18 protein-coding genes and 1 riboswitch are annotated in these 18,990 nt (G+C 60.3%); of the genes, 13 read left to right on the forward strand and 5 right to left on the reverse strand.

All coding sequences use genetic code 11. The annotated features are described in order from the left end of the window. The first annotated feature begins 115 nt into the window (after nt 1-115). The 10 genes from ACHZCJ_RS00340 (at nt 116) to ACHZCJ_RS00385 (ending at nt 10,525) form a co-directional block, all read left to right on the forward strand. A complete protein-coding gene (locus ACHZCJ_RS00340; protein ID WP_321322876.1) occupies nt 116-775 on the forward strand; it encodes an NAD(P)H-binding protein in 660 nt (219 codons plus the stop codon). A gap of 104 nt (nt 776-879) precedes the next feature. Beyond that, nucleotides 880-981: riboswitch (glycine riboswitch) on the forward strand. Nucleotides 982-1,178: 197 nt separating this feature from the next. Next, nucleotides 1,179-2,321, forward strand: a complete 1,143-nt coding sequence (gene gcvT, locus ACHZCJ_RS00345; protein ID WP_321322879.1) for a glycine cleavage system aminomethyltransferase GcvT — start codon at nt 1,179-1,181, stop codon at nt 2,319-2,321. A gap of 23 nt (nt 2,322-2,344) precedes the next feature. After that, on the forward strand, nt 2,345-2,716 hold the full coding sequence (gene gcvH / locus ACHZCJ_RS00350; protein WP_159643850.1) for a glycine cleavage system protein GcvH: 372 nt from the start codon (nt 2,345-2,347) through the stop codon (nt 2,714-2,716). A 138-nt stretch (nt 2,717-2,854) separates the two neighbouring features. Then, nucleotides 2,855-4,213 carry an aminomethyl-transferring glycine dehydrogenase subunit GcvPA gene (gene gcvPA, locus ACHZCJ_RS00355; protein WP_159643848.1) on the forward strand — a complete coding sequence of 453 codons (1,359 nt, stop codon included), beginning with the start codon at nt 2,855-2,857 and terminating at the stop codon, nt 4,211-4,213. Next, nucleotides 4,210-5,793, forward strand: coding sequence for an aminomethyl-transferring glycine dehydrogenase subunit GcvPB (gene gcvPB / locus ACHZCJ_RS00360; protein WP_321322881.1), 1,584 nt, complete (start codon nt 4,210-4,212; stop codon nt 5,791-5,793). The genes gcvPA and gcvPB overlap by 4 nt, the downstream gene beginning before the upstream one ends. A 151-nt stretch (nt 5,794-5,944) precedes the next feature. Then, nucleotides 5,945-6,928 carry a bile acid:sodium symporter family protein gene (locus ACHZCJ_RS00365; RefSeq protein WP_321322883.1) on the forward strand — a complete coding sequence of 328 codons (984 nt, stop codon included), beginning with the start codon at nt 5,945-5,947 and terminating at the stop codon, nt 6,926-6,928. Then, on the forward strand, nt 6,925-7,566 hold the full coding sequence (locus tag ACHZCJ_RS00370) for a DUF938 domain-containing protein (protein ID WP_321322885.1): 642 nt from the start codon (nt 6,925-6,927) through the stop codon (nt 7,564-7,566). The genes ACHZCJ_RS00365 and ACHZCJ_RS00370 overlap by 4 nt, the downstream gene beginning before the upstream one ends. 226 nt (nt 7,567-7,792) lie before the next feature. Then, nucleotides 7,793-9,367, forward strand: a complete 1,575-nt coding sequence (locus tag ACHZCJ_RS00375) for a long-chain-fatty-acid--CoA ligase (protein ID WP_321322887.1) — start codon at nt 7,793-7,795, stop codon at nt 9,365-9,367. 126 nt (nt 9,368-9,493) lie between these two features. Continuing rightward, nucleotides 9,494-9,919, forward strand: a complete 426-nt coding sequence (locus ACHZCJ_RS00380; protein ID WP_321322889.1) for a PaaI family thioesterase — start codon at nt 9,494-9,496, stop codon at nt 9,917-9,919. A gap of 180 nt (nt 9,920-10,099) precedes the next feature. After that, nucleotides 10,100-10,525, forward strand: coding sequence for a BLUF domain-containing protein (locus tag ACHZCJ_RS00385; protein WP_321322891.1), 426 nt, complete (start codon nt 10,100-10,102; stop codon nt 10,523-10,525). 3 nt (nt 10,526-10,528) lie between these two features. On the opposite strand, the gene ACHZCJ_RS00390 is transcribed toward ACHZCJ_RS00385, so the two are convergent. From ACHZCJ_RS00390 to ACHZCJ_RS00400, 3 genes are all read right to left on the reverse strand, one after another. Then, nucleotides 10,529-11,887 (reverse strand): MBL fold metallo-hydrolase, encoded by a 1,359-nt coding sequence (locus ACHZCJ_RS00390; protein ID WP_321322892.1) that lies wholly within the window; start codon nt 11,885-11,887, stop codon nt 10,529-10,531. A 107-nt stretch (nt 11,888-11,994) separates the two neighbouring features. Further along, a complete protein-coding gene (locus ACHZCJ_RS00395; RefSeq protein ID WP_321322894.1) occupies nt 11,995-12,900 on the reverse strand; it encodes a copper resistance protein B in 906 nt (301 codons plus the stop codon). Then, nucleotides 12,900-14,738, reverse strand: a complete 1,839-nt coding sequence (locus tag ACHZCJ_RS00400; RefSeq protein WP_321322896.1) for a copper resistance system multicopper oxidase — start codon at nt 14,736-14,738, stop codon at nt 12,900-12,902. The genes ACHZCJ_RS00395 and ACHZCJ_RS00400 overlap by 1 nt, the downstream gene beginning before the upstream one ends. 172 nt (nt 14,739-14,910) lie before the next feature. Here ACHZCJ_RS00400 and ACHZCJ_RS00405 point away from each other — a divergent pair, with 172 nt between their 5' ends. Genes ACHZCJ_RS00405 through ACHZCJ_RS00415 form a run of 3 tightly spaced genes read left to right on the forward strand, consistent with a single transcriptional unit; the run spans nt 14,911 to nt 16,464 of the window. Continuing rightward, entirely contained in the window at nt 14,911-15,423 is a 513-nt protein-coding gene (locus ACHZCJ_RS00405) for a DUF305 domain-containing protein (RefSeq protein WP_321322898.1), read from the forward strand. Continuing rightward, nucleotides 15,420-16,175 (forward strand): MauE/DoxX family redox-associated membrane protein, encoded by a 756-nt coding sequence (locus ACHZCJ_RS00410; RefSeq protein ID WP_321322900.1) that lies wholly within the window; start codon nt 15,420-15,422, stop codon nt 16,173-16,175. Before ACHZCJ_RS00405 ends, ACHZCJ_RS00410 begins: the two co-directional genes overlap by 4 nt. A 13-nt stretch (nt 16,176-16,188) precedes the next feature. Beyond that, entirely contained in the window at nt 16,189-16,464 is a 276-nt protein-coding gene (locus ACHZCJ_RS00415; protein WP_159643824.1) for a metal-sensitive transcriptional regulator, read from the forward strand. A 35-nt stretch (nt 16,465-16,499) separates the two neighbouring features. On the opposite strand, the gene ACHZCJ_RS00420 is transcribed toward ACHZCJ_RS00415, so the two are convergent. Then, nucleotides 16,500-16,862, reverse strand: coding sequence for an adenylate/guanylate cyclase domain-containing protein (locus ACHZCJ_RS00420; RefSeq protein WP_321322903.1), 363 nt, complete (start codon nt 16,860-16,862; stop codon nt 16,500-16,502). 371 nt (nt 16,863-17,233) lie between these two features. Then, nucleotides 17,234-18,973 carry an amidohydrolase family protein gene (locus ACHZCJ_RS00425; protein WP_321322905.1) on the reverse strand — a complete coding sequence of 580 codons (1,740 nt, stop codon included), beginning with the start codon at nt 18,971-18,973 and terminating at the stop codon, nt 17,234-17,236. Nucleotides 18,974-18,990 lie beyond the last annotated feature (17 nt).

The following is an 18,990-nucleotide window of genomic DNA, read 5'->3' on the forward strand; positions in this document are numbered from 1 at the left end:
CGCCTGGCGAAGGCCGGGGCCAAGCCAATCGGTTGAGCCGCCCAAAAATGGGTTTGGATAGCTGCCTTGGCTGCTATGACACCATATCAACGGACAATATGCGGAGACCCTGTCCATGGCTGAAAAAATCCTCATTGTCGGTGCTACCGGCCTGATCGGCGGACTGCTGACTCGCAAGCTGGTCGGGCAGGGGAGGGACAAGAGTCTCCATCTGCTGCTCCGGCGGCCCTATCGCGAGGATGTGGGTAAGGCGAAAATCCATGTCCAGCTGCAGGAAAACTGGCCAGCGACGATAGCAAAGATCAAAGCCGATATTGTGATATCCTGCCTCGGTTCAACAATGAAAAAGGCCGGGTCGAAGGAAGAATTTGCCGCAGTCGATCGCGATCTGGTCGGCGCTGTGGCAGCAGCGGCCAAGGCGGCCGGGGCACGTCAGTTCATTGCTATATCCTCTACCATGGCGGACAGCAGCGCTTCCAGTTTCTATCTGAAAACCAAAGGAGAAGCCGAAGACCTGATGCGCGCGCAGAAATTCGAACGGCTCGACATCATCCGCCCCGGCCTGCTGCGCGGAGAACGTAAGAATGACAACCGCCTGGGCGAACGCCTTGCCATCGCCGCCAGTCCGGTGATGGATATGCTGCTCCACGGCAAACTCCGCCGCTACCGCTCGATTTTGGCGAGCGATGTCGCCGACGCGATCATCGTGCTGATGGCGGAAAATGGGCCGGGCCTGTTCGTGCACGAAAATGACGCGATCTGGAAAATGGTTTAGCCCGGGCTGAAAATACTGCAGCGCACAACAGAATCATTGACTCCCTGCGGCTGGTCATCCACTCTTCAATCTGCTTTTTGATCGAAACCTCCGGGCGACGGTCATGAGATATTGCGGGAGAGCGTTTTGCTGTCTCACTGGACAGAAAAGCCGCCGAAGGAGCAACCGCCCCGGAAACTCTCAGGCCCCTGGACCGCGATAATCTCTCGGGCACTCTGGAAAGAGGGCGGATGGTCCCAACGACCGGCGCTCCACCGAAGGGGTAAATCCTTTTCGCGATCGCGATGGCGGACCTGTCCGTCGAAGCCTTGGCGAAGGAGGATGAAACTCTCAGGTTCCGTGACAGAGGGGGCAGTTTTGCAGGGCTTTGCTGCGGGCTGTCTTTTGTTTGAGCGGAAATATCATGAGTGAAAATACCCAGAATCTGAAGCAATTGCCACTTGACGACTGGCATCGTGGCCATGGTGCGCGGATGGTGCCCTTCGCCGGCTATGAAATGCCGGTGCAATATGAAGGCGTCATGGCCGAACATATCTGGACCCGGACCGAAGCGGGGCTGTTCGACGTGTCGCACATGGGCCAGCTACAGCTGACGGGCGAGGGCGCTGCCGACGCGCTGGAGCGGATCACGCCGGGCAATCTCTCGGCGCTGGCTCCGGGCAAGATCCGTTACACATTGCTGCTCGCGCCGGATGGCGGGATATTGGACGATCTGATGGTCACCAACACCGGCCACAATCTCTATCTGGTGGTCAATGGCGCGACCAAACATGATGATATTGCCTATTTGCGCGAACAATTGCCGGACAGTCTGACACTCAGCCATCTCGAAGACGCTGCCTTATTGGCGTTGCAGGGGCCCAAGGCCGAAGGTGCGCTGGCGAAACTGGGTATCGATCCGTTCGAGCCAGACTGGCCGCTGCCAACCGATCTCTATTTCATGGAAGCCGGGCCATTTCTCTGGAACGGCATTCCGCTCGGGATCAGCCGATCGGGCTATACCGGCGAAGACGGCTTTGAAATCAGCGTGCCGGCAGAACATGCGGTGACGCTGGCCACGGCCCTTACCGAGCTGGAGGAGGTCCGCCCGATCGGGCTGGGTGCGCGCGACAGTCTTCGTCTCGAAGCTGGACTGCCGCTTTACGGTCATGACATGAATGCCGATATATTGCCGGTCGAGGCCAGTCTGAACTTCGCTTTGTCAAAGGCGCGGCGGGAAGAGGGGGATTTTGCCGGTGCCGAACGCGTGCTCGCGCAATATCCGGACAAGGCGGCGATGAAACGCATCGGTCTGTTCGTTGATGGTCGCCAGCCGGTCCGCGAAGGCGCCACGGTCGTAAACGACGCGGGAGAGACCATCGGTAAGGTTACCAGTGGCGGATTCTCCCCGACGCTGCAGCGTCCGATTGCCATGGCCTATGTGCCGATGGAGCTGTCCGCGACCGGTACCGCCATTACCGTCGAACAGCGGGGCAAGAAAATCGCCTGCACCGTCGCCGACATGCCCTTTGTACCGCATAATTATCACCGCAAAACCAAGCCATAATATTATCAGAAAAGGACAAGACGATGAGCCGATATTTTACCGATGAACATGAATGGGTCGACGTCGAAGGCGACACGGCGACCGTCGGTATCACCGACTATGCACAGGAACAGCTGGGCGACATCGTGTTTGTCGAAGTACCGGAAGTCGGCAGCGAACTGGCACAGGGCGATGATGCCGCCGTGGTTGAATCGGTAAAAGCCGCATCCGACGTCTATGCGGCGGTTTCCGGCGAAGTGGTCGAAGTCAACGAAGCGCTGGAAGACGAGCCCGGCCTGGTCAATTCGTCAGCCGAAGAAGACGGCTGGTTTTTCCGGCTGACACTGTCGGACAAGGACGAGCTCAGCGACCTGATGGACGAAAAGGCCTATAAGGCGTTCGTCGACAATCTGTAATGGTTTCCCCCTCCTCTTCAGAGGAGGGGATCGAGGGGTGGTGGCGATGATCCAGCATCGCTCCCGATGCCGATTGGCGGCACGAAACCACTCCAACCCCTCCTTTGAAAAGGAGGAGTCAAAGTGAAGGAAGACCCTATGCGTTATCTCCCGCTGACTCCCGACGACCGGCAGTCGATGCTGTCTAAGATCGGCGCGCAATCGATCGATGATCTGTTCGTTGACGTACCGGAAGAAGCCCGGCTGGATGGTCCGATCGAGGGCCTGCCGATGCACGCCGGCGAGATGGCGGTGGAAGCGCATATGAAGGCGCTGGCCCGCAAGAACCATGCGGCTGGTGACATGCCCTTCTTCCTCGGGGCGGGAGCCTATCGCCACCATGTCCCGGCCAGCGTCGACCATATCATCCAGCGCGGGGAGTTTCTGACCGCCTACACGCCCTATCAGCCGGAGATCGCGCAGGGCACGCTGCAGACCCTGTTCGAATTCCAGACCCAGGTCGCGCGCCTGTTCGGCGTCGACGTCGCCAATGCCTCGATGTACGACGGCTCGACCGCTTGCTGGGAAGCGATTGTGATGGCCCGCCGGATTACCAAGCGTGGCAAGGCAATCCTGTCGTCTGGCCTGCATCCGCATTATGTTTCAGTGGCCAAAACCATGGCCCGTTTTACCAAGGACGATCTGTCCTACCAGGCGCCGACGCTTGACGCAGCCACGGATGGTCAATCCATGCTTGACCAGATCGATGACCAGACCAGCTGCGTTGTCGTACAATATCCCGATATATTGGGCCGCATCGGCGATCTCTCCGCCATCGCGGAAAAAGCGCACAAGCACAAAGCGCTGCTGATCGCCGTGGTCACCGAACCGGTGGCTCTCGGAGCGATCAAGTCACCCGGCGAAATGGATGCCGATATCGTGGTCGGCGAAGGCCAGTCTCTCGGCGTCGGCCTGCAATTCGGCGGTCCTTATGTCGGCCTGTTCGGCTGCAAGCAGAAATATGTCCGGCAGATGCCCGGCCGGCTGTGCGGCGAGACCGTCGATGCCGAAGGCAAGCGCGGCTTCGTGCTGACGCTCTCCACCCGCGAGCAGCATATCCGTCGCGAGAAAGCGACGTCCAATATCTGCACCAACAGCGGCCTGTGCGCCTTGGCTTTCTCGGCGCACATGACCTTGCTCGGCGAGAAAGGGCTGCGCGAACTGGCCATGCTCAACCATAAAAAGGCGGTGCAGGCAGCGGACCGGCTGTCGCAGATCGATGGCGTGAAGCTGTTGAATGACAGTTTTTTCAACGAATTCACGCTGGTTCTTGATGCCGATTCTCGGCCGTTGGTGCGTAAGCTTGCCGACCAGAGAATATTGGCCGGCGTGTCTCTCGGACGCCTTTATCCGGAGGTCACGCCACTCGCGCACGGATTGCTTGTCGCGGTGACCGAAACATCGACCGAGGAAGAGCTCGAGCAATTCGCGACCGCTCTGGAAGGAGCGCTGTCATGAGCATGCTATCCGAAGGCCGTCCGACCAGACAGGAAGACAATCTGCAGATGACCGACACTGGCTCCATCACCACCCACACCGGCAACCGCGCGCTGATGGTCGATGAACCGCTGATTTTCGAAATCGGTTCGCCGGATCGCAGCGGCGTTGACTTGCCCGAGGCGCCGCCGGTCGAAAGCCGCCTCGGCGGCCTCGAACGCGAGGCCCCGATGGCCATTCCCGGCCTGTCGGAAGGCGAAACAATCCGCCACTATACAAGACTCAGCCGCCAGAATTACGCGATCGACGTCGGTCTGTTCCCGCTCGGCAGCTGCACCATGAAGCATAATCCGCGGCTCAACGAAAAAATGGCGCGGCTCAAGGGCTTTGCCGATATCCATCCGCTGCAGCCGGTGGACAGCGTGCAGGGGGCATTGGGCGTGATCAACGAATTGGCCGTCTGGCTGATCAAGCTGACCGGCATGCACGGCGTGGCGATGACGCCGAAAGCGGGCGCGCATGGCGAGCTTTGCGGCATACTCTGCATCCGGGCGGCGCTGGAAGCGCGCGGTGATGCCCGCGAAGTGATCCTGGTGCCGGAAAGCGCCCATGGCACCAATCCGGCGACCGCCGCTTTTGCCGGCTACAAGGTCGAGGATATTCCGGCCAACGCTGCGGGTCGGGTTGATCTGGAGGCGCTCAAGGCGCGTCTGGGACCTGATGTTGCAGGGGTGATGATCACCAACCCCAATACCTGCGGCCTGTTCGAACCGGACATGAAGGCGATTTCCGACGCGGTCCATGCCGCTGGCGGTTACGTTTATTGCGACGGCGCGAATTTCAACGCGATCGTCGGCAAGGTCCGTCCGGGCGATCTCGGCATCGACGCGATGCACATCAATCTGCACAAGACCTTCTCCACCCCGCATGGCGGTGGCGGTCCCGGTTCCGGTCCGGTGGTATTGTCCGAAGCGCTGGCGCCATATGGCCCGCTGCCCTTTACCGAGCGCCATGCGGACGGCCATATCACCCTGGTCGAGGAAGAGACGGTCGAGGACCGGCATCCGCACACGTTCGGCCGCATGAGTGCCTTCCACGGCCAGATGGGCATGTTCACCCGCGCGCTGGCCTATATCCTCAGCCATGGCGCCGATGGTCTCAAACAGGTGGCGGAAGATGCGGTGCTCAATGCCAATTATATCCTGCGCAGCCTCGAGGACGTGCTCGACGCACCCTTTGCGCATAGCGGCCCCTGCATGCACGAGGCATTGTTCTCGGACAAAGGCTTCACCAACGAGCTGACGACGCTCGATCTGGCCAAGGGCATGATCGACGAGGGCTATCATCCGATGACCATGTATTTCCCGCTGGTCGTGCACGGCGCCATGCTGGTCGAGCCGACCGAAACCGAGAGCAAGGCGGCGATCGACCAGTTTATAGGCGCTTTCCGCTCGGTGGCCGAGCGGGCCAAGGCGGGCGACGAGAGGCTGAAAAGCGCGCCGCATTTTGCTCCGCGCCGTCGGCTGGACGAAACGCGAGCTGCGCGCAAACCGATATTGGTGTGGACGGAAGACGTGGAATTTGCTCAGGCTGCGGAGTGAGGGGGCGCAAGTCTGACATATTCGCATAACATCATCCTCCCTGCGGCGCAGCCGTGGGGAGGGGGACCATCCGCAGGATGGTGGAGGGGCCCCTCCGTCAGCCGTACCGGCTGCCACCTCCCCATCGCTTCGCGACAGGGAGGAAAATAGCATGATCCACCGTCTGACCAATCTCTTCGCCCTGTGGACAGTTTTGGGGACAGCCTGGGCATGGTTTGTGCCGGAGCATTTCCTCTGGGTCGTGGATGGCCGCTTTCGCCCGCTTGGCCAGCCGTTGGTCAGCGTGCTGCTGGGGTTGGTCATGCTCGGCATGGGTCTGACCCTGTCCTTCGATGATTTCAGGCGGATCGCCAAAATCCCGCGCTGTGTGACCACCGGCGTGGTCCTGCAATTTACCGTGATGCCGCTGGCCGGGATTTTCACCGCCGCAATATTCGGCCTCGAGACCGGTCTTGCCGTGGGCCTGATTCTGGTCGCCTGCTGTCCGGGCGGCACGGCGTCCAATGTCGTCGCCTATCTTGCCAATGCCAATCTCGCTCTGTCGGTGAGCATGACCATGGCGTCGACCCTGATCGCGGTGATCGCGACACCCGTGCTGACCGGATGGCTGGCCGGCAAATATGTCGAAATCGACCAGTGGAGCCTGTTCATCAACATGGTTTCGATCGTATTGCTGCCGGTGATCGCGGGCGTGCTGTTCAACCGCTATCTACCCAAGGCGACGGAGAAGATCGCCGTGGTCTCGCCGCTAGCCTCGGTCATCGTCGTCGTGCTGATCGTCGGCGGGATAATCGCCAACAACAAGACGCTGATAGAGGGGCATTTCGGGGTGCTGATGCTGGCGATCCTGCTGCTCCACGTCTTTGGCTTTGGGCTGGGCTATCTGATAACCAGGGCGATGGGGCTCGGCGTGGCGGAGCGCCGGACGATCAGCATCGAGGTCGGCATGCAGAACAGCGGTCTTGGCTCCAGCCTTGCCTCGACGCCCAGCTTCGCCGCGCAATTTTCCAGCCCGATGCAGGCGGCCCTGGCGCCGGTCCCGGCCGCGATATCCGCGGTCTATCACGTGGTCATCGGCAGTTTCCTCGCCGCGATCTGGCGGCGCCAATCAATAGAAGCGGAGGACAGATCATGACTGATTCAAAACCCTGGATAGTCGCGGAGTCGACTCCGGACGAACAGAAGCACGCGCCGGCAACGCTGCGCAACCGCGATGCGATCGTTGCGGTCCTGCGCGATATTCTGCCCGAGCGGGGCCTTATACTGGAGATTGCCAGCGGCACTGGCGAACATGCGGTCTATTTCGGTCGGGCGTTTCCCCAGCTGACATTCCAGCCGAGCGATCCTGATCCGGCCTGTTGCCAATCCATCACCGCCTGGACGGAGCGGGAAGGGAGCAGCAATATCTTGCCGCCGCTGCAACTCGACGCCCAGGCTCCGCAGTGGGACGTGCAGAATGTGGCAGCCATCCTGTGCATCAATATGGTTCATATCAGTCCGTGGGAATCGAGCATCGGTCTGTTTGACAAAGCTGGCAAGCTGCTCGCGCCGGGTGCGCCGTTCTATCTCTACGGCCCCTATTTGCGCGATGATATCGAAACCGCACCGGGCAATCTGGCCTTCGAACGCAGCCTCAAGAGCCGCAATTTGCGCTGGGGCCTGCGCGATGTCGCCGATATGGACGCGCTGGCGGCGCGCAATGGCTTCACCCGCGAAAGCCTGGTCGAGATGCCGGCTAATAATATATCTTTGGTGTACAGGAAGCAGGGTTAAGCCCCTCCTTTTCACAGGAGGGGTTGGGGGTGGTTTCTCTCCTTCAGAAAACAAGTTCTCCTTTCTCAATCACAACAGGCTCCGTCGCAATTCGCTTGCGCGAACGATGCTGTCACATCGCCACCACCCCAACCCGTTCCCTGAAAAGGAGGGGCTTGTCGCCGTTCCCCTTGCCATGGCTTAATCGCACGATTAACAGGGATGCAAAGTAACAAGGAGCGGGTAAATGACTGAGACACGACGCTGCATGGGGTCTTCCATCGCCCATTGGGCCGCGCAGACACCAGATAATATCGCGATTGACGATCCGGACGGCCAGATCAGCTATGCCGAACTCGACAAGCGGGTCACCGAATATGCGCAGGCATTTATCGGTGCGGGCCTTTCCAAGGGGGACCGCATCTGCTGGCTGGGCAAGAATAGCGGTCTCTATTTCACCCTGTTCGCCGCCGCCTGTCGCGCCGGCATGGTGATTGCGCCGATCGGCTGGCGTCTTGCGGCACCGGAAGTTGCCTATGTACTGAAGGATACGGGTGCGCCGCTGCTGATCTGCGAACCGGAATTTGCCGCAACCGCCAAAACGGCCGCGCAAGAAGCACCCGGCATCAAGGCCATCCTATGCACCAAATCCGGCACCGACCTGCCGAATCTTGCCGATTTTGTCGCCAGCACAGCGCCCGGTGATTTGCCCCGGTGCGATCCGGCGGAAGGTGTGCTCCAGCTTTACACTTCCGGTACGACCGGCAATCCCAAGGGTGCGGTCCTGACCAGCGACAATCTGTTCAAGCTGCGGCCGCTGGTCGAGGATCATCCCGACCATGCATGGATCGATCTGAAGCCGGGCGACAGCACGCTCGCGGTTATGCCCTGCGCGCATATCGCCGGTTCGGGTATCGGACCGATCGCCTTTTACAATGGCGCGACAATGATGGTCATACCCGAATTCCATCCGGACCATGTGCTCGACTGTATTGACAAGGGGCTGAACCAGTTTTTCCTTGTGCCGACCGCCTTGCAGATGCTGGTCAACTGGCCGCGCGCGAAAGATACGGATTTCTCTTCCGTCCGCAGCATCACCTATGGCGCCGCGCCGATCCCGCTGGAACTGCTGCGCCAATGTATCCAGACCATGCCGCAGGCTTTGTTCTGCCAGCAATATGGCATGACCGAAACCACCGGCACGATTTGCATTTTGCCGCCGGCGGATCACGATCCCAATGGCAATGAAAGGATGCGCGGTATCGGCATCCCCCTGCCGAGCGTCGAAATGAAGATTGTCGACGAAAATCGCCAGGAAGTTCCGCCGGGCACGATCGGCGAAATCGCCACCCGATCGGGTCTCAACATGCTGCATTATTTCAACAATCCCGAGAAAACGGCGGAGACGATCGACGAAGAGGGCTGGCTCTACACCGGCGATGCGGCGATGATGGACGAGGATGGGTATTTCTACATCAAGGACCGGGTCAAGGACATGATCATCTCCGGCGGCGAGAATGTCTATCCGGCAGAAGTCGAGAATGCGATCTTCGGCCATCCGCAGGTCAATGAAGTCGCGGTGATCGGCATTCCCGATGCCAAATGGGGCGAAGCGGTAAAAGCCGTGGTTTCGCCAAAACCCGATGCCGGCGAGGTCGACACTGACAGCATCATCGCCTGGGCGCGGGAACGGATTGCCGGGTTCAAGGTGCCGAAAACGGTCGACGTGATCCCGGAACTGCCGAGAAATGCTTCGGGCAAAATCCTGCGCCGTGAATTGCGCGCGCCTTACTGGGAAGGCAAGGATCGCGGGGTGAACTAGGGGGTGCCTGAAAACCGGGCCACCCTCTGTTATTAACCGGCGTGCGGTCGCGGTTGATCGACGCCATGGCTTAAATCTACTGGAGACACTCGAGCGCCGTCTGCAATGACCGGCGTGAAGTACATTATGACAGACAAAGAAAAAATCATTGAAAAGATCAATCGGGGAGCTCCCGGTTTTATCCGTCTGCTGGGCGGAAAAATGGTGGATTTCGACACAAAGAAGCGCGCCTGTACGTTCGAATTCGATATCGGAAAAGACTATTGCCATTCGGTCGACATCGTCCAGGGCGGCTTCGTCACTGCCATGCTGGATGCTGCCATGAGTCACGCTATGTTTTTGCACGAGCCCGAGGTTGTTGGCCTTTCTTCGCTGGAAATAAAAACCACATATCTGGAACCGACCCGGGCGGGCAAGCTGCGGGTGGAAGGCTGGTCGATCAAGGAGGGCTATAAAATTGTCTTCATGGAAGGCCATGTCTATAATGCGGATAATATCCTGACGGCGACCGCCAGCACGGTGAGCAAATTGTCGCGGGCACCTGCCGGATAGCCCGTCGACCGCCTGGACAGCGGCTGCCCGGCGATCCGGTTGCTGGTGGACAGGCTGCAACCTTTCACAGGTTCTGGAGTCCGCTGCTTGCTCCCATTTTGCGCCTAGCCACCGGCGTGAAATGCCGATAGCGTGAATTTTCAGGATACAGGTTAGTGAGACGGGGACGCGAGTGACGCCATGCCGAATGAATTGATGACATCGCTTTCTTACATCAGTACCGCGCGTGCGGGGCTCACCGAGGTGGACTTTCGGGATATCCTGAGCGAGGCCAATGATCGGAATGACAGGCTCGGGCTTACTGGCTTGTTGGCGTTCAACGGCTTGAATTTCATGCAGGTGCTGGAAGGTCCCCGACGCAATGTCCACCAGTGTATCGGGACGATTGAAGCAGACCGCCGCCACGACGGGATGGTCATATATGATCGCCGCGAGATCCGGCGACGTGAATTTCCGGATTGGCAAATGGTCGGTGTCATGGTCGACCGGACAGGGCAGAACAGCAAAGCGGATCTCGATACAATACTTGCGGGCGAAGCGGTGCTCCCGCAAACCCGAAAGCATTTCGAGAGCTTCCACTCCTTCGGTAAGCCGGCGGCGAATTAGGTCCTAGCTCTTTGCCTGTGCCGCTTTCCAGGCGCCCATCGAGCCAAGATAGATATCGAGCTTCTGAAATCCCCGACTGGCCAGCCAGCCCGCGGCCACGGTTGCGCGCATGCCGCTGGCGCACATCAACGTATAAGCGCGAGCCTTGTCCAGTTCCTGCCATCTTTCATTGAGTTCACCGGCATAGATATGCTGCGAGCCGTCAATTGACGCTTCACTCCGTTCATCCGCATCGCGCACGTCGAGCAGGGTCCAGTCGGCGCGTCTCTCGTCCAGCCGCTTCCTGACTTCCTCCGTCTCGATCATCGGGATTTGCTCCATGCTCTGGCCTGCCGCCGCCGCAGGAACGACGCCGCTATAGCCGCCAAGGATATTGTCGAGCGCGATCCGCACGAGATGTTCTGTCGCGCTGGCCAGCTGGCCTTCGTCGGAACCGATCAGCAATATGCTGTCCTTCTCGCCGACGAACCAGCCGGCGAAAGCCGGTATCATGCCGACCGGCAGGTTCATCGACCCGGGGAAATGACCCGAGGCATAAGCCATCGGCTCGCGCACATCGATCCAGTGGGTCGCGGAGCGGTCGTCGAGTTCGGACAGGCTCAGGTTTCTGGGCTTCAGCACTCGTGGTGCCGGCTCTCCGCCTTCCAGATTGAGCCGTTCCATCAGCCGGAAATAGGGTGGCTGATAGTGGTTTTCGCTGATCTTGGCCTCGATAAACACGTCGCGGTCTGCGATTTGTAGCCGGGGATTGTTCTTGCGTTCATGGCCGACCGTGGAAAATTCCCGTTCCGCCATGCCCGATCCGCAGACCGATCCGGCGCCATGGGCCGGATAGATGATCGCCTGATCACCGAGCGCCAGAATTTTGTCCAGGGAATCGAACAGCAGCCCGGCAACTTCCCGTTTGCGGTCCGGATAGAAATCGGTGCGGCCGACATCCCCCACGAACAGCGCGTCTCCGGTGAACACCCCGACCGCGCCGTCGGGATATTCGCTGTCATAAAGGGCAAAGGCGAGATGATCGTCGGTATGGCCCGGTGTTTCGATAACCTCGATCACCAGTTGCCCGATCTCGAAACGATCGCCTTCACGGGCGGTCTTCGCATAAACAACGTTACCCGCCGCATTGGGGCCGTGGAAGACCCTGGCCCCGGTCATACTCGCCAGTATCGGCGCGCCGGAGACCAGATCCTCGTTGCGATGGGTCTCGAAGATATGGGTGATTTCGAGGCCTTCGGCCCGCGCGGTCTCGAGATAGATATCGCAGTCCCGTCGCGGATCGATCACGGCGGCCTTGCCGCCGGAACCGACCAGATAGGAAAGATGGGAGAGACCTGGTGTCTTGATTTTCCTGAGCAGCATATTTCCTCCTCATGTTGATCAAATTACGCACGAACCCGGCTCGGGTTCCGCTCGATTACGGCCGATAGCCATGGCTTCGCTACCGGATTGCCGCTCCCGCGCTTCGATCAGAACCAGAACCGCAGCCCGACCACATAGCTGGTGACCTCCGGATCCTCACCGGCCAGTCGGGCAAAGTCTCGACTGCCACCCAGTTTCCATTCCTGCTCGACCCCGACATAGGGCGCGAATTCCGGCACAATCTCGTAACGGAGCCGGAGACCAAGCTCGATATTGTCGATACCGGAACCGATTCCCAGTCGGGGAATCTCCTGAGCCGAGAGATTTATTTCTGCGCGCGGTTGCAGGATCAGGCGCTGGCTGATCCGCTGGTCATATTCCGCCTCGATCCGCGCGGTAAGGTCGCCCTTGTCGGAGAGGAAGGCGGCGGCATCGACCTCGAACATATAGGGCATCAGGCCCTGAACACCAATCACCGCGTGGCTGCGTCCGGAACCGGTCAGGTCCTGCCGGACGCCGGCCTGTAGATCGAAAAAGGGCGCGATGGCGCGGCTGTACAAAGCCTGCACTTCGGCGCTTTCCAGCGGTTCCCCGAAACTGCCTTCGCCTTCGCTCTTGAACCAGAATTTGTCGAGGTCACCGCCATAATAGCCCTGCAGATCCCAGAGAAAGCCGTCCTCGCCTGCGCGCGCGCGATATTCCAGCCGGTCGCCCTGGAACCAGAAGATCTGCATATCGCCATGTTCGCGGTAGAGCGCTTCGCGTGCCGGACGCATGGCCTCCGCGCCCCAGATCGCGTCCGCCGCATTGGGCGGACCGGTCGGGCTGTTAGGCGGGGAGGCCGGCTTGCCATGCCCCATCGCGCCATGGTCCATCTGGCTGTGATCCATTTCGGGTCCGGTTTCCGGGGCAGCGGGCATCTGGTGGCCCCCATGATCCATCTGGCTGTGATCCTGCGCCAGCGCCGGCGTGGCCGCTATGAGGGCCGCCAGGCTTGCTGCAAACAACCGCATCACGAGGCTCCTTCCGGAAAGGCGACGCTGACCGTCTGCATCATCCCGGCGTGCATATGGTAGAGCAGATGGCAGTGGAAGGCCCAGTCGCCCGGTTCGTCGGTGGTTACGTCGAACGTCGCGCTGCTGCCCGGCTGGACAATCACCGTATGCTTTTTCGGCTGGTAATGACCCTGGCCGTTGACCAGTTCGAAAAACATCCCGTGCAGGTGGATCGGGTGGGCCATCATCGTGTCGTTGACCAGCTTCACCCGAACCCGCTCGTCAAAGCCGAAGCGGATCGGATCATCGCCGACTGCGCTGAACTTCCTGCCGTCGAAGCTCCACATATAGCGTTCCATATTGCCGGTGAGATGCAATTCCATCTCGCGGTCCGGCGCGCGCTTGTGATGATCCATCGCGAGCGACTTGAGCAGGCGATAGTTGAGCACGCGGTGCGGCACGGTATCAAGGCCGAGGCCGGGATAGCCGGTGCGGTCCTGCGGGTTCATTGCCACCATGTCGATGCCGGGGCCGGTCTTGACCGTATCGGGCAGCAGCGCCGTGTCCCGCATATCCATGCCGCCGCTCATATCCATCGCTGCCATGTCATGGCCGCTATGCGCGTCGACAGGCGCGGCTACGGGCATTGCGTGTCCCATGGCCGCATGATCCATCTTGCTGTGGTCCATCGGCGCGGCTGGCCCAGCACCATCGCTGCCGTGATCCATGCTCCCATGGCCCATACCCCCATGCCCCATGTCGACCATCGACAGCAGAGGCGGTTCGCGCAGGGCAGGGAAGGCGGCCTTGCGTCCGGGCTGGGAGGTCAGCACCGCCTGCGCCATGCCGCTCCGGTCCATGCTCTCGGCGGCAATCGCAAAAGCACCGGCTGCGCTCGGCGTGACAATCACATCATAAGTCTCGGCCACTCCAATCTGCAGCTCGTCGACTTCGACCGGTTGCACATTCTGGCCGTCCGCCTGCACGATGGTCATCGGCATCCCCGGCAGACGCATGTTGAAGAAGGTCATCGCGCTGCCATTGATGATCCGCAGCCGCACCCGTTCGCCGGGACTATAGGCAAGCTCCAGCCCGTCCTCCGGTCCGTGGCCGTTGATCAGATAACTGTAAGTTGGCGCCGAGACATCGGCGATATCGGTCGGCATCATCCGCATCCGCCCCCACATCCTTCTTTGTGCGCCGGAAAAATCATAATCATCGGTCGCGGTGGTTTTCTGGCGGCTGAAATAGCCTTCCGATACCTTGAGCTTCTTCATGATGGCATGCGGGTGCATCGGCGTGAATTCGCTCAGCAGGATGATATGCTCGCGGTCATATTGCACCGGATCGGGGCCGGCGGGATCGATGATGATCGGGCCATAATGACCGACCTGTTCCTGCAGCCCGCTATGGCTGTGCCACCAGTAGGTGCCCGACTGGCGCGGGGTCAGCGGCACATCAAAGCGCGCACCGGGCCTGATCCCCGGAAAGCTGATCCCCGGCACGCCGTCAAACTGGAATGGCAGCAGCAGGCCATGCCAGTGCACCGAACTGTCGACATCGAGCATATTGTGCACCGACAGGATCGTCTGCTCGCCCTCCTTCAGCCGGATCAGCGGCCCCGGCACCGTGCCGTTGACTGCAATCGCATGGCCGGACCGGCTGCCGGTGGCAAAGCGGCCATCGGCAATATGCAGATCGATCTTCGCACCGGAAAGCTCATGAATACCCTTGCGCACCGGGCCGCCCATCTGGCCCATGGCCCAGGCGGGCATGGGCAGGGCTACGGCACTACTCAAGGCGGCCAGAGAGCCGATCATCCGGCGGCGGGAAAGGAGAAGATTGCTTTTTGTCATGCTCGAAACTATATACCCCCCATAGGTATATTACAAGCGTCGATGCCGCGGCTTGATGCCGGGCAGGGTCGGCCCGCGCGACGAGCAGGGTGACAGGTTGCCCGGAACGCCCCTTCGGCTCGTGCGTCATTGTAACAACCGCTTATGCAGGAAGGAAAGGAACGCGCCGACGATGTCAAAATATACAAGATTTATCGTGATGATCGCCACCTCGACGCTGGTGATGTTCGGCCTGATGTATCTCAACACCTACGCGCTCGACCATGTCCAGTTCAGTGAAACGCGGACCTGGATGGCGCTCTATATGGGCGGGGCCATGGCCATCGTCATGCTGCTGTTCATGCTCGGCATGTATGACGACAGACGGAAGAACGCGCTGATCCTCGGCGGGGCTGCCCTGCTGTTCGCCGGCTCGCTCTATCTGGTCCGGTCGCAGGACACGGTCTCCGATCTGGCCTGGCAGAAAGCCATGATCCCCCATCACAGCATCGCCATATTGACCAGCGAGCGCGCCCATATCGAGGACCGGCGCGTGCGGGATCTCGCCGATGATATTATCAGGGCCCAGCGGCGCGAGATCAGGGAGATGCAGTGGCTGATCGAGGATATCCGGACCAACGGCAAGGCCATGACCGAAACCGAGGCCGCCGCGCGACCGGTGCCGGATTTTGAGGGTGAACTATGAGCAAGGCCGGAACCGCAAAACTCTTCCGCATGGTGATGGACCAGCATCTCTGTCCCTATGGGCTGAAATCGAAAGATCTGCTGGAGCGCGAAGGCTTCGCGGTCGAGGACTATCCTCTGACCACCCGTGCGGAGACCGATGCGTTCAAGGCCGAACATGATGTTGAGACAACACCGCAGACCTTCATCAATGGCAAGCGGGTTGGCGGCTATGACGAATTGCGGGTATATCTCGGCAAGGACAAGCCGAAGGACGAGCGCAGCGACACCAGCTACCAGCCGGTCATCGCCCTGTTCACGATGACCGTCCTGATGGCGCTCGGCGCCGCCTTTGTCGCCACCGGTGCCTGGTTCTCAATATTGACCGCGGAATGGTTCGTCGCGTTTTCGATGTGCGGTCTCGCCTATCTGAAGCTACGCGATATCGAGAGTTTCTCGACCATGTTCCTGAACTATGACCTGCTCGCCAAGCGCTGGGTCCGCTATTCCTATCTCTACCCGTTCGGCGAGGGGCTGGCCGGTGTGCTGATGATTGCCGGCGTCGCGCTATGGCTGGCGATCCCGGTTGCCTTGTTCATCGGTACGATCGGCGCGGTGTCGGTCTTCTACGCCGTCTATATCCAGAAGCGCGAGCTGAAATGCGCCTGCGTCGGCGGCGACAGCAATGTGCCGCTCGGCTTCATCTCGCTGACCGAAAATATTTTCATGATCGGCATGGCGCTATGGATGAGTTACAAGCTGTTCGCTGCGTGATAAGGACGGAAGCATGACCAAGGACAATATCACCGCCAAACTGAACCGGCTGAAGCGCATCGAGGGGCAGGTTCGCGGTATCGCGAAAATGGTCGAGGAAGACCGCTATTGCATGGACATATTGCACCAGATGCAGGCGGTAAAATCGGCGCTCGCCAAGGTCGAGAGCCAGATCCTCAAGGACCACGCCGCCTGCTGCGTCAGCGAGGCGATCGCCACCGGCGACCCCGAAGAACAGCGGGAGAAATTCGACGAGCTGGTCGACCTGTTCGAGAAGATGAAGCGCTAGCAGCGAGATACGACGCGCCACGCAGGTTTGCCGGATCAATGCGCTAGAGCGGGCTTGGTCCGGTAGATTACGCTATCCCCGATGCCTTTCAGCGCGATGGTCTCGGGCGGATCAAAGTCATGCGCGCCGGTACATTGCTGATAAGTGGCGGCGGACACGGCAATGCCGTTTGGTTCCGCGGCGCCCTCGATCCGGCTGGCGATATTCATTGTGTCGCCCCAATAATCATAGGCCAGCCGGCTGGTGCCGACGCCACCGCCGACCACAGGGCCGCTATGGATACCGACCGGCAGCCGGATATCGACCCCGCTTGCTCTGGCTCTGCTTTGCCGCGAAAATTGCAGCTTCGGTGCAAAGGTCGCGGAACACAAATGGGTGTGTTTGTGTAAAGTTTTCATTGTGAGCGCGGTTGAGGCCAGTTCGTAGTGATACGGTCCATCGACAAGCTCAGAACGAACGGGACTTCTTTGATGAGCTCGCACGAAGACACAAGGCCACAAAGGGTGTTAGGAAGGCATGATAAGCCTTTGTGGTTTTGTGGCTTTGTGTGAGAAAAATGGCTCGCGATGCCGGTCGCGAGAAACCGTCCTAGGCCCGAACTTTGACGAACTTTGGGGCTGGTGCCCCTGCGCAGGCAGGGGCCCATCTCGAGAACGATGGGCCGGACACATTGGCCCGGTTTTACCGGCGCAGGCAGGCCTGAACACTGACCATCGCAGCCAGACGCAATATCGGGAGATGGGCTCCTGCCTGCGCAGGAGTACAAATCCTATTCCGCCGGGAACCAGCGCCCCTCGAATATCACGCCCTTGATCCCGACCTCGCGCAGCTTCGCCGCACCGCCGGCATAGGGATCGCGGTCGAGCACGGTGAAATCGGCCTTCTTGCCGGTAGCGATACTGCCGACCATCGCATCCAGACCGATCACCTGCGCCGCCTCGACGGTGATCGCGCGCAGGGCCTTGTCGAGCGAGAGCCGCTCCTTCGGCGCCTTGACATTGCCGTCGAGGGTGATCCGGTTGCTCGCCACCCAGGCGAGATAGAGCGGGTCGATCGGCGCCATGTTGAAGTCGCTGTGCAGGCCGAGCGGCACATCCTTGCGCTCGAGCGAGCCGAGCCGGCTCATCTGCGCGGCGCGGTCGGGGCCCATGCCGGTCTTCGCATAGGCATTGCCGAGGATGCGGATATAATTGGGCTGGGCGGAAACATAGAGGCCCATCTCCCCGATCCGCCGGTTCTGCGCCTCGGTCGAGTAGCCGAGATGCTCCATGACGATGTTCTGGCCGTTGCGGAGGGCGAGCTTTGCGCTGATGTCGAGCACCACGTCGAGGCCGCGATCGCCGTTGACATGGGTGTGCAGGTTCCAGCCGGCGTTCCAGAAACGCTCGGTCTGCTGGAGCAATTCCTCCGGTTCGGTCAGCCATTTGCCCTCGTGGCCGTCGCTGTAACCGGGCGGGTTCATCTGCATATATTGGGCGAAGAAAGCACCATCGGCGAACAGCTTCACCCGGTTGGAGAAGAAGAATTTGGGGCTGTCATATCTGGCTTTCATATCCTTGAGCCAGACATTGGGATCGCCGGTGACCAAAGGCGCAACAGGGATCGCGAGGATCCGTGATGGCGTGGTCGGCTGGTCATAGAGGCTTTTGAATAGAGCCGACTCCATCGCCGGTCCGCCAAAGCCGCCGAAAGCGAGGTCGGCGCTGGTAGTGACGCCATTTTCCAGCATCATCTGGCGCATGTCGGCCAGACCCTGCTGCACCTTGGCGGGCGAGAAGAGATAGGGGCGGAGCATCTCGATACCGTTGAACAGGGCGGTTTCGTGGATGATGCCGCTGGCGAAGTCGGCATGGCCGGGGGCGATGGCAGGCTTGCTGAACGCGGCGGTGAACACCACTTCGTCGCCGATGCCGAGCAGGGTGAGCGCCTTGCTGTTGGCGATGATCTCGTGGAAGCTGCGCTGCCAGATCACCACCGGCCGGTCGGGCGCGATGCGGTCGAGTTCGGCGCGGTCCATGTCGCCGTGGAACAGCTTGTGATGGCCCCAGGTGATGAACAGGGCGTCGTCGCTCTTGGCCAATTCCGCGCGCAGCCGCTCTTCATATTGCGCCTTGCCGCGGGCCGCCGGATAGGTCTTGCCGGGGAGCTTCCACTCCTCGGGGCTGATGAACGGCATCGGCAGCATCATGATCGTCTGCATTGGATGGACGTGCGGCTCGATGAAGCCGGGCATCAGGACCTGCCGGGCAAACTGCCGGTCGACGGTGACCTCGCGGTCCCTCGTCCATGTTTCCAGATCTTCCAGTGACTGGCCGAGACCGAGGATGATGCCGTCGGCGGTCGCGACATAGCGGGCCTCCGGATAGCCAGGCTCCATGGTGATGATTTTCGCGGCTTCGAAGATGGTGACTTCGGGATAGGGGAGGGCAACGGGTGCCTCTTCGGCCTGCGCGCCACTGGCCAACAGCAGCGCCAGCGCCGCCCCGATGGACGATATGAATTTCAGCATGTCTCTCTCCCTCTTGC

The organism is uncultured Parasphingorhabdus sp. (assembly GCF_963677535.2).
In the GTDB taxonomy this organism is placed as follows: Bacteria; Pseudomonadota; Alphaproteobacteria; order Sphingomonadales; family Sphingomonadaceae; genus Parasphingorhabdus.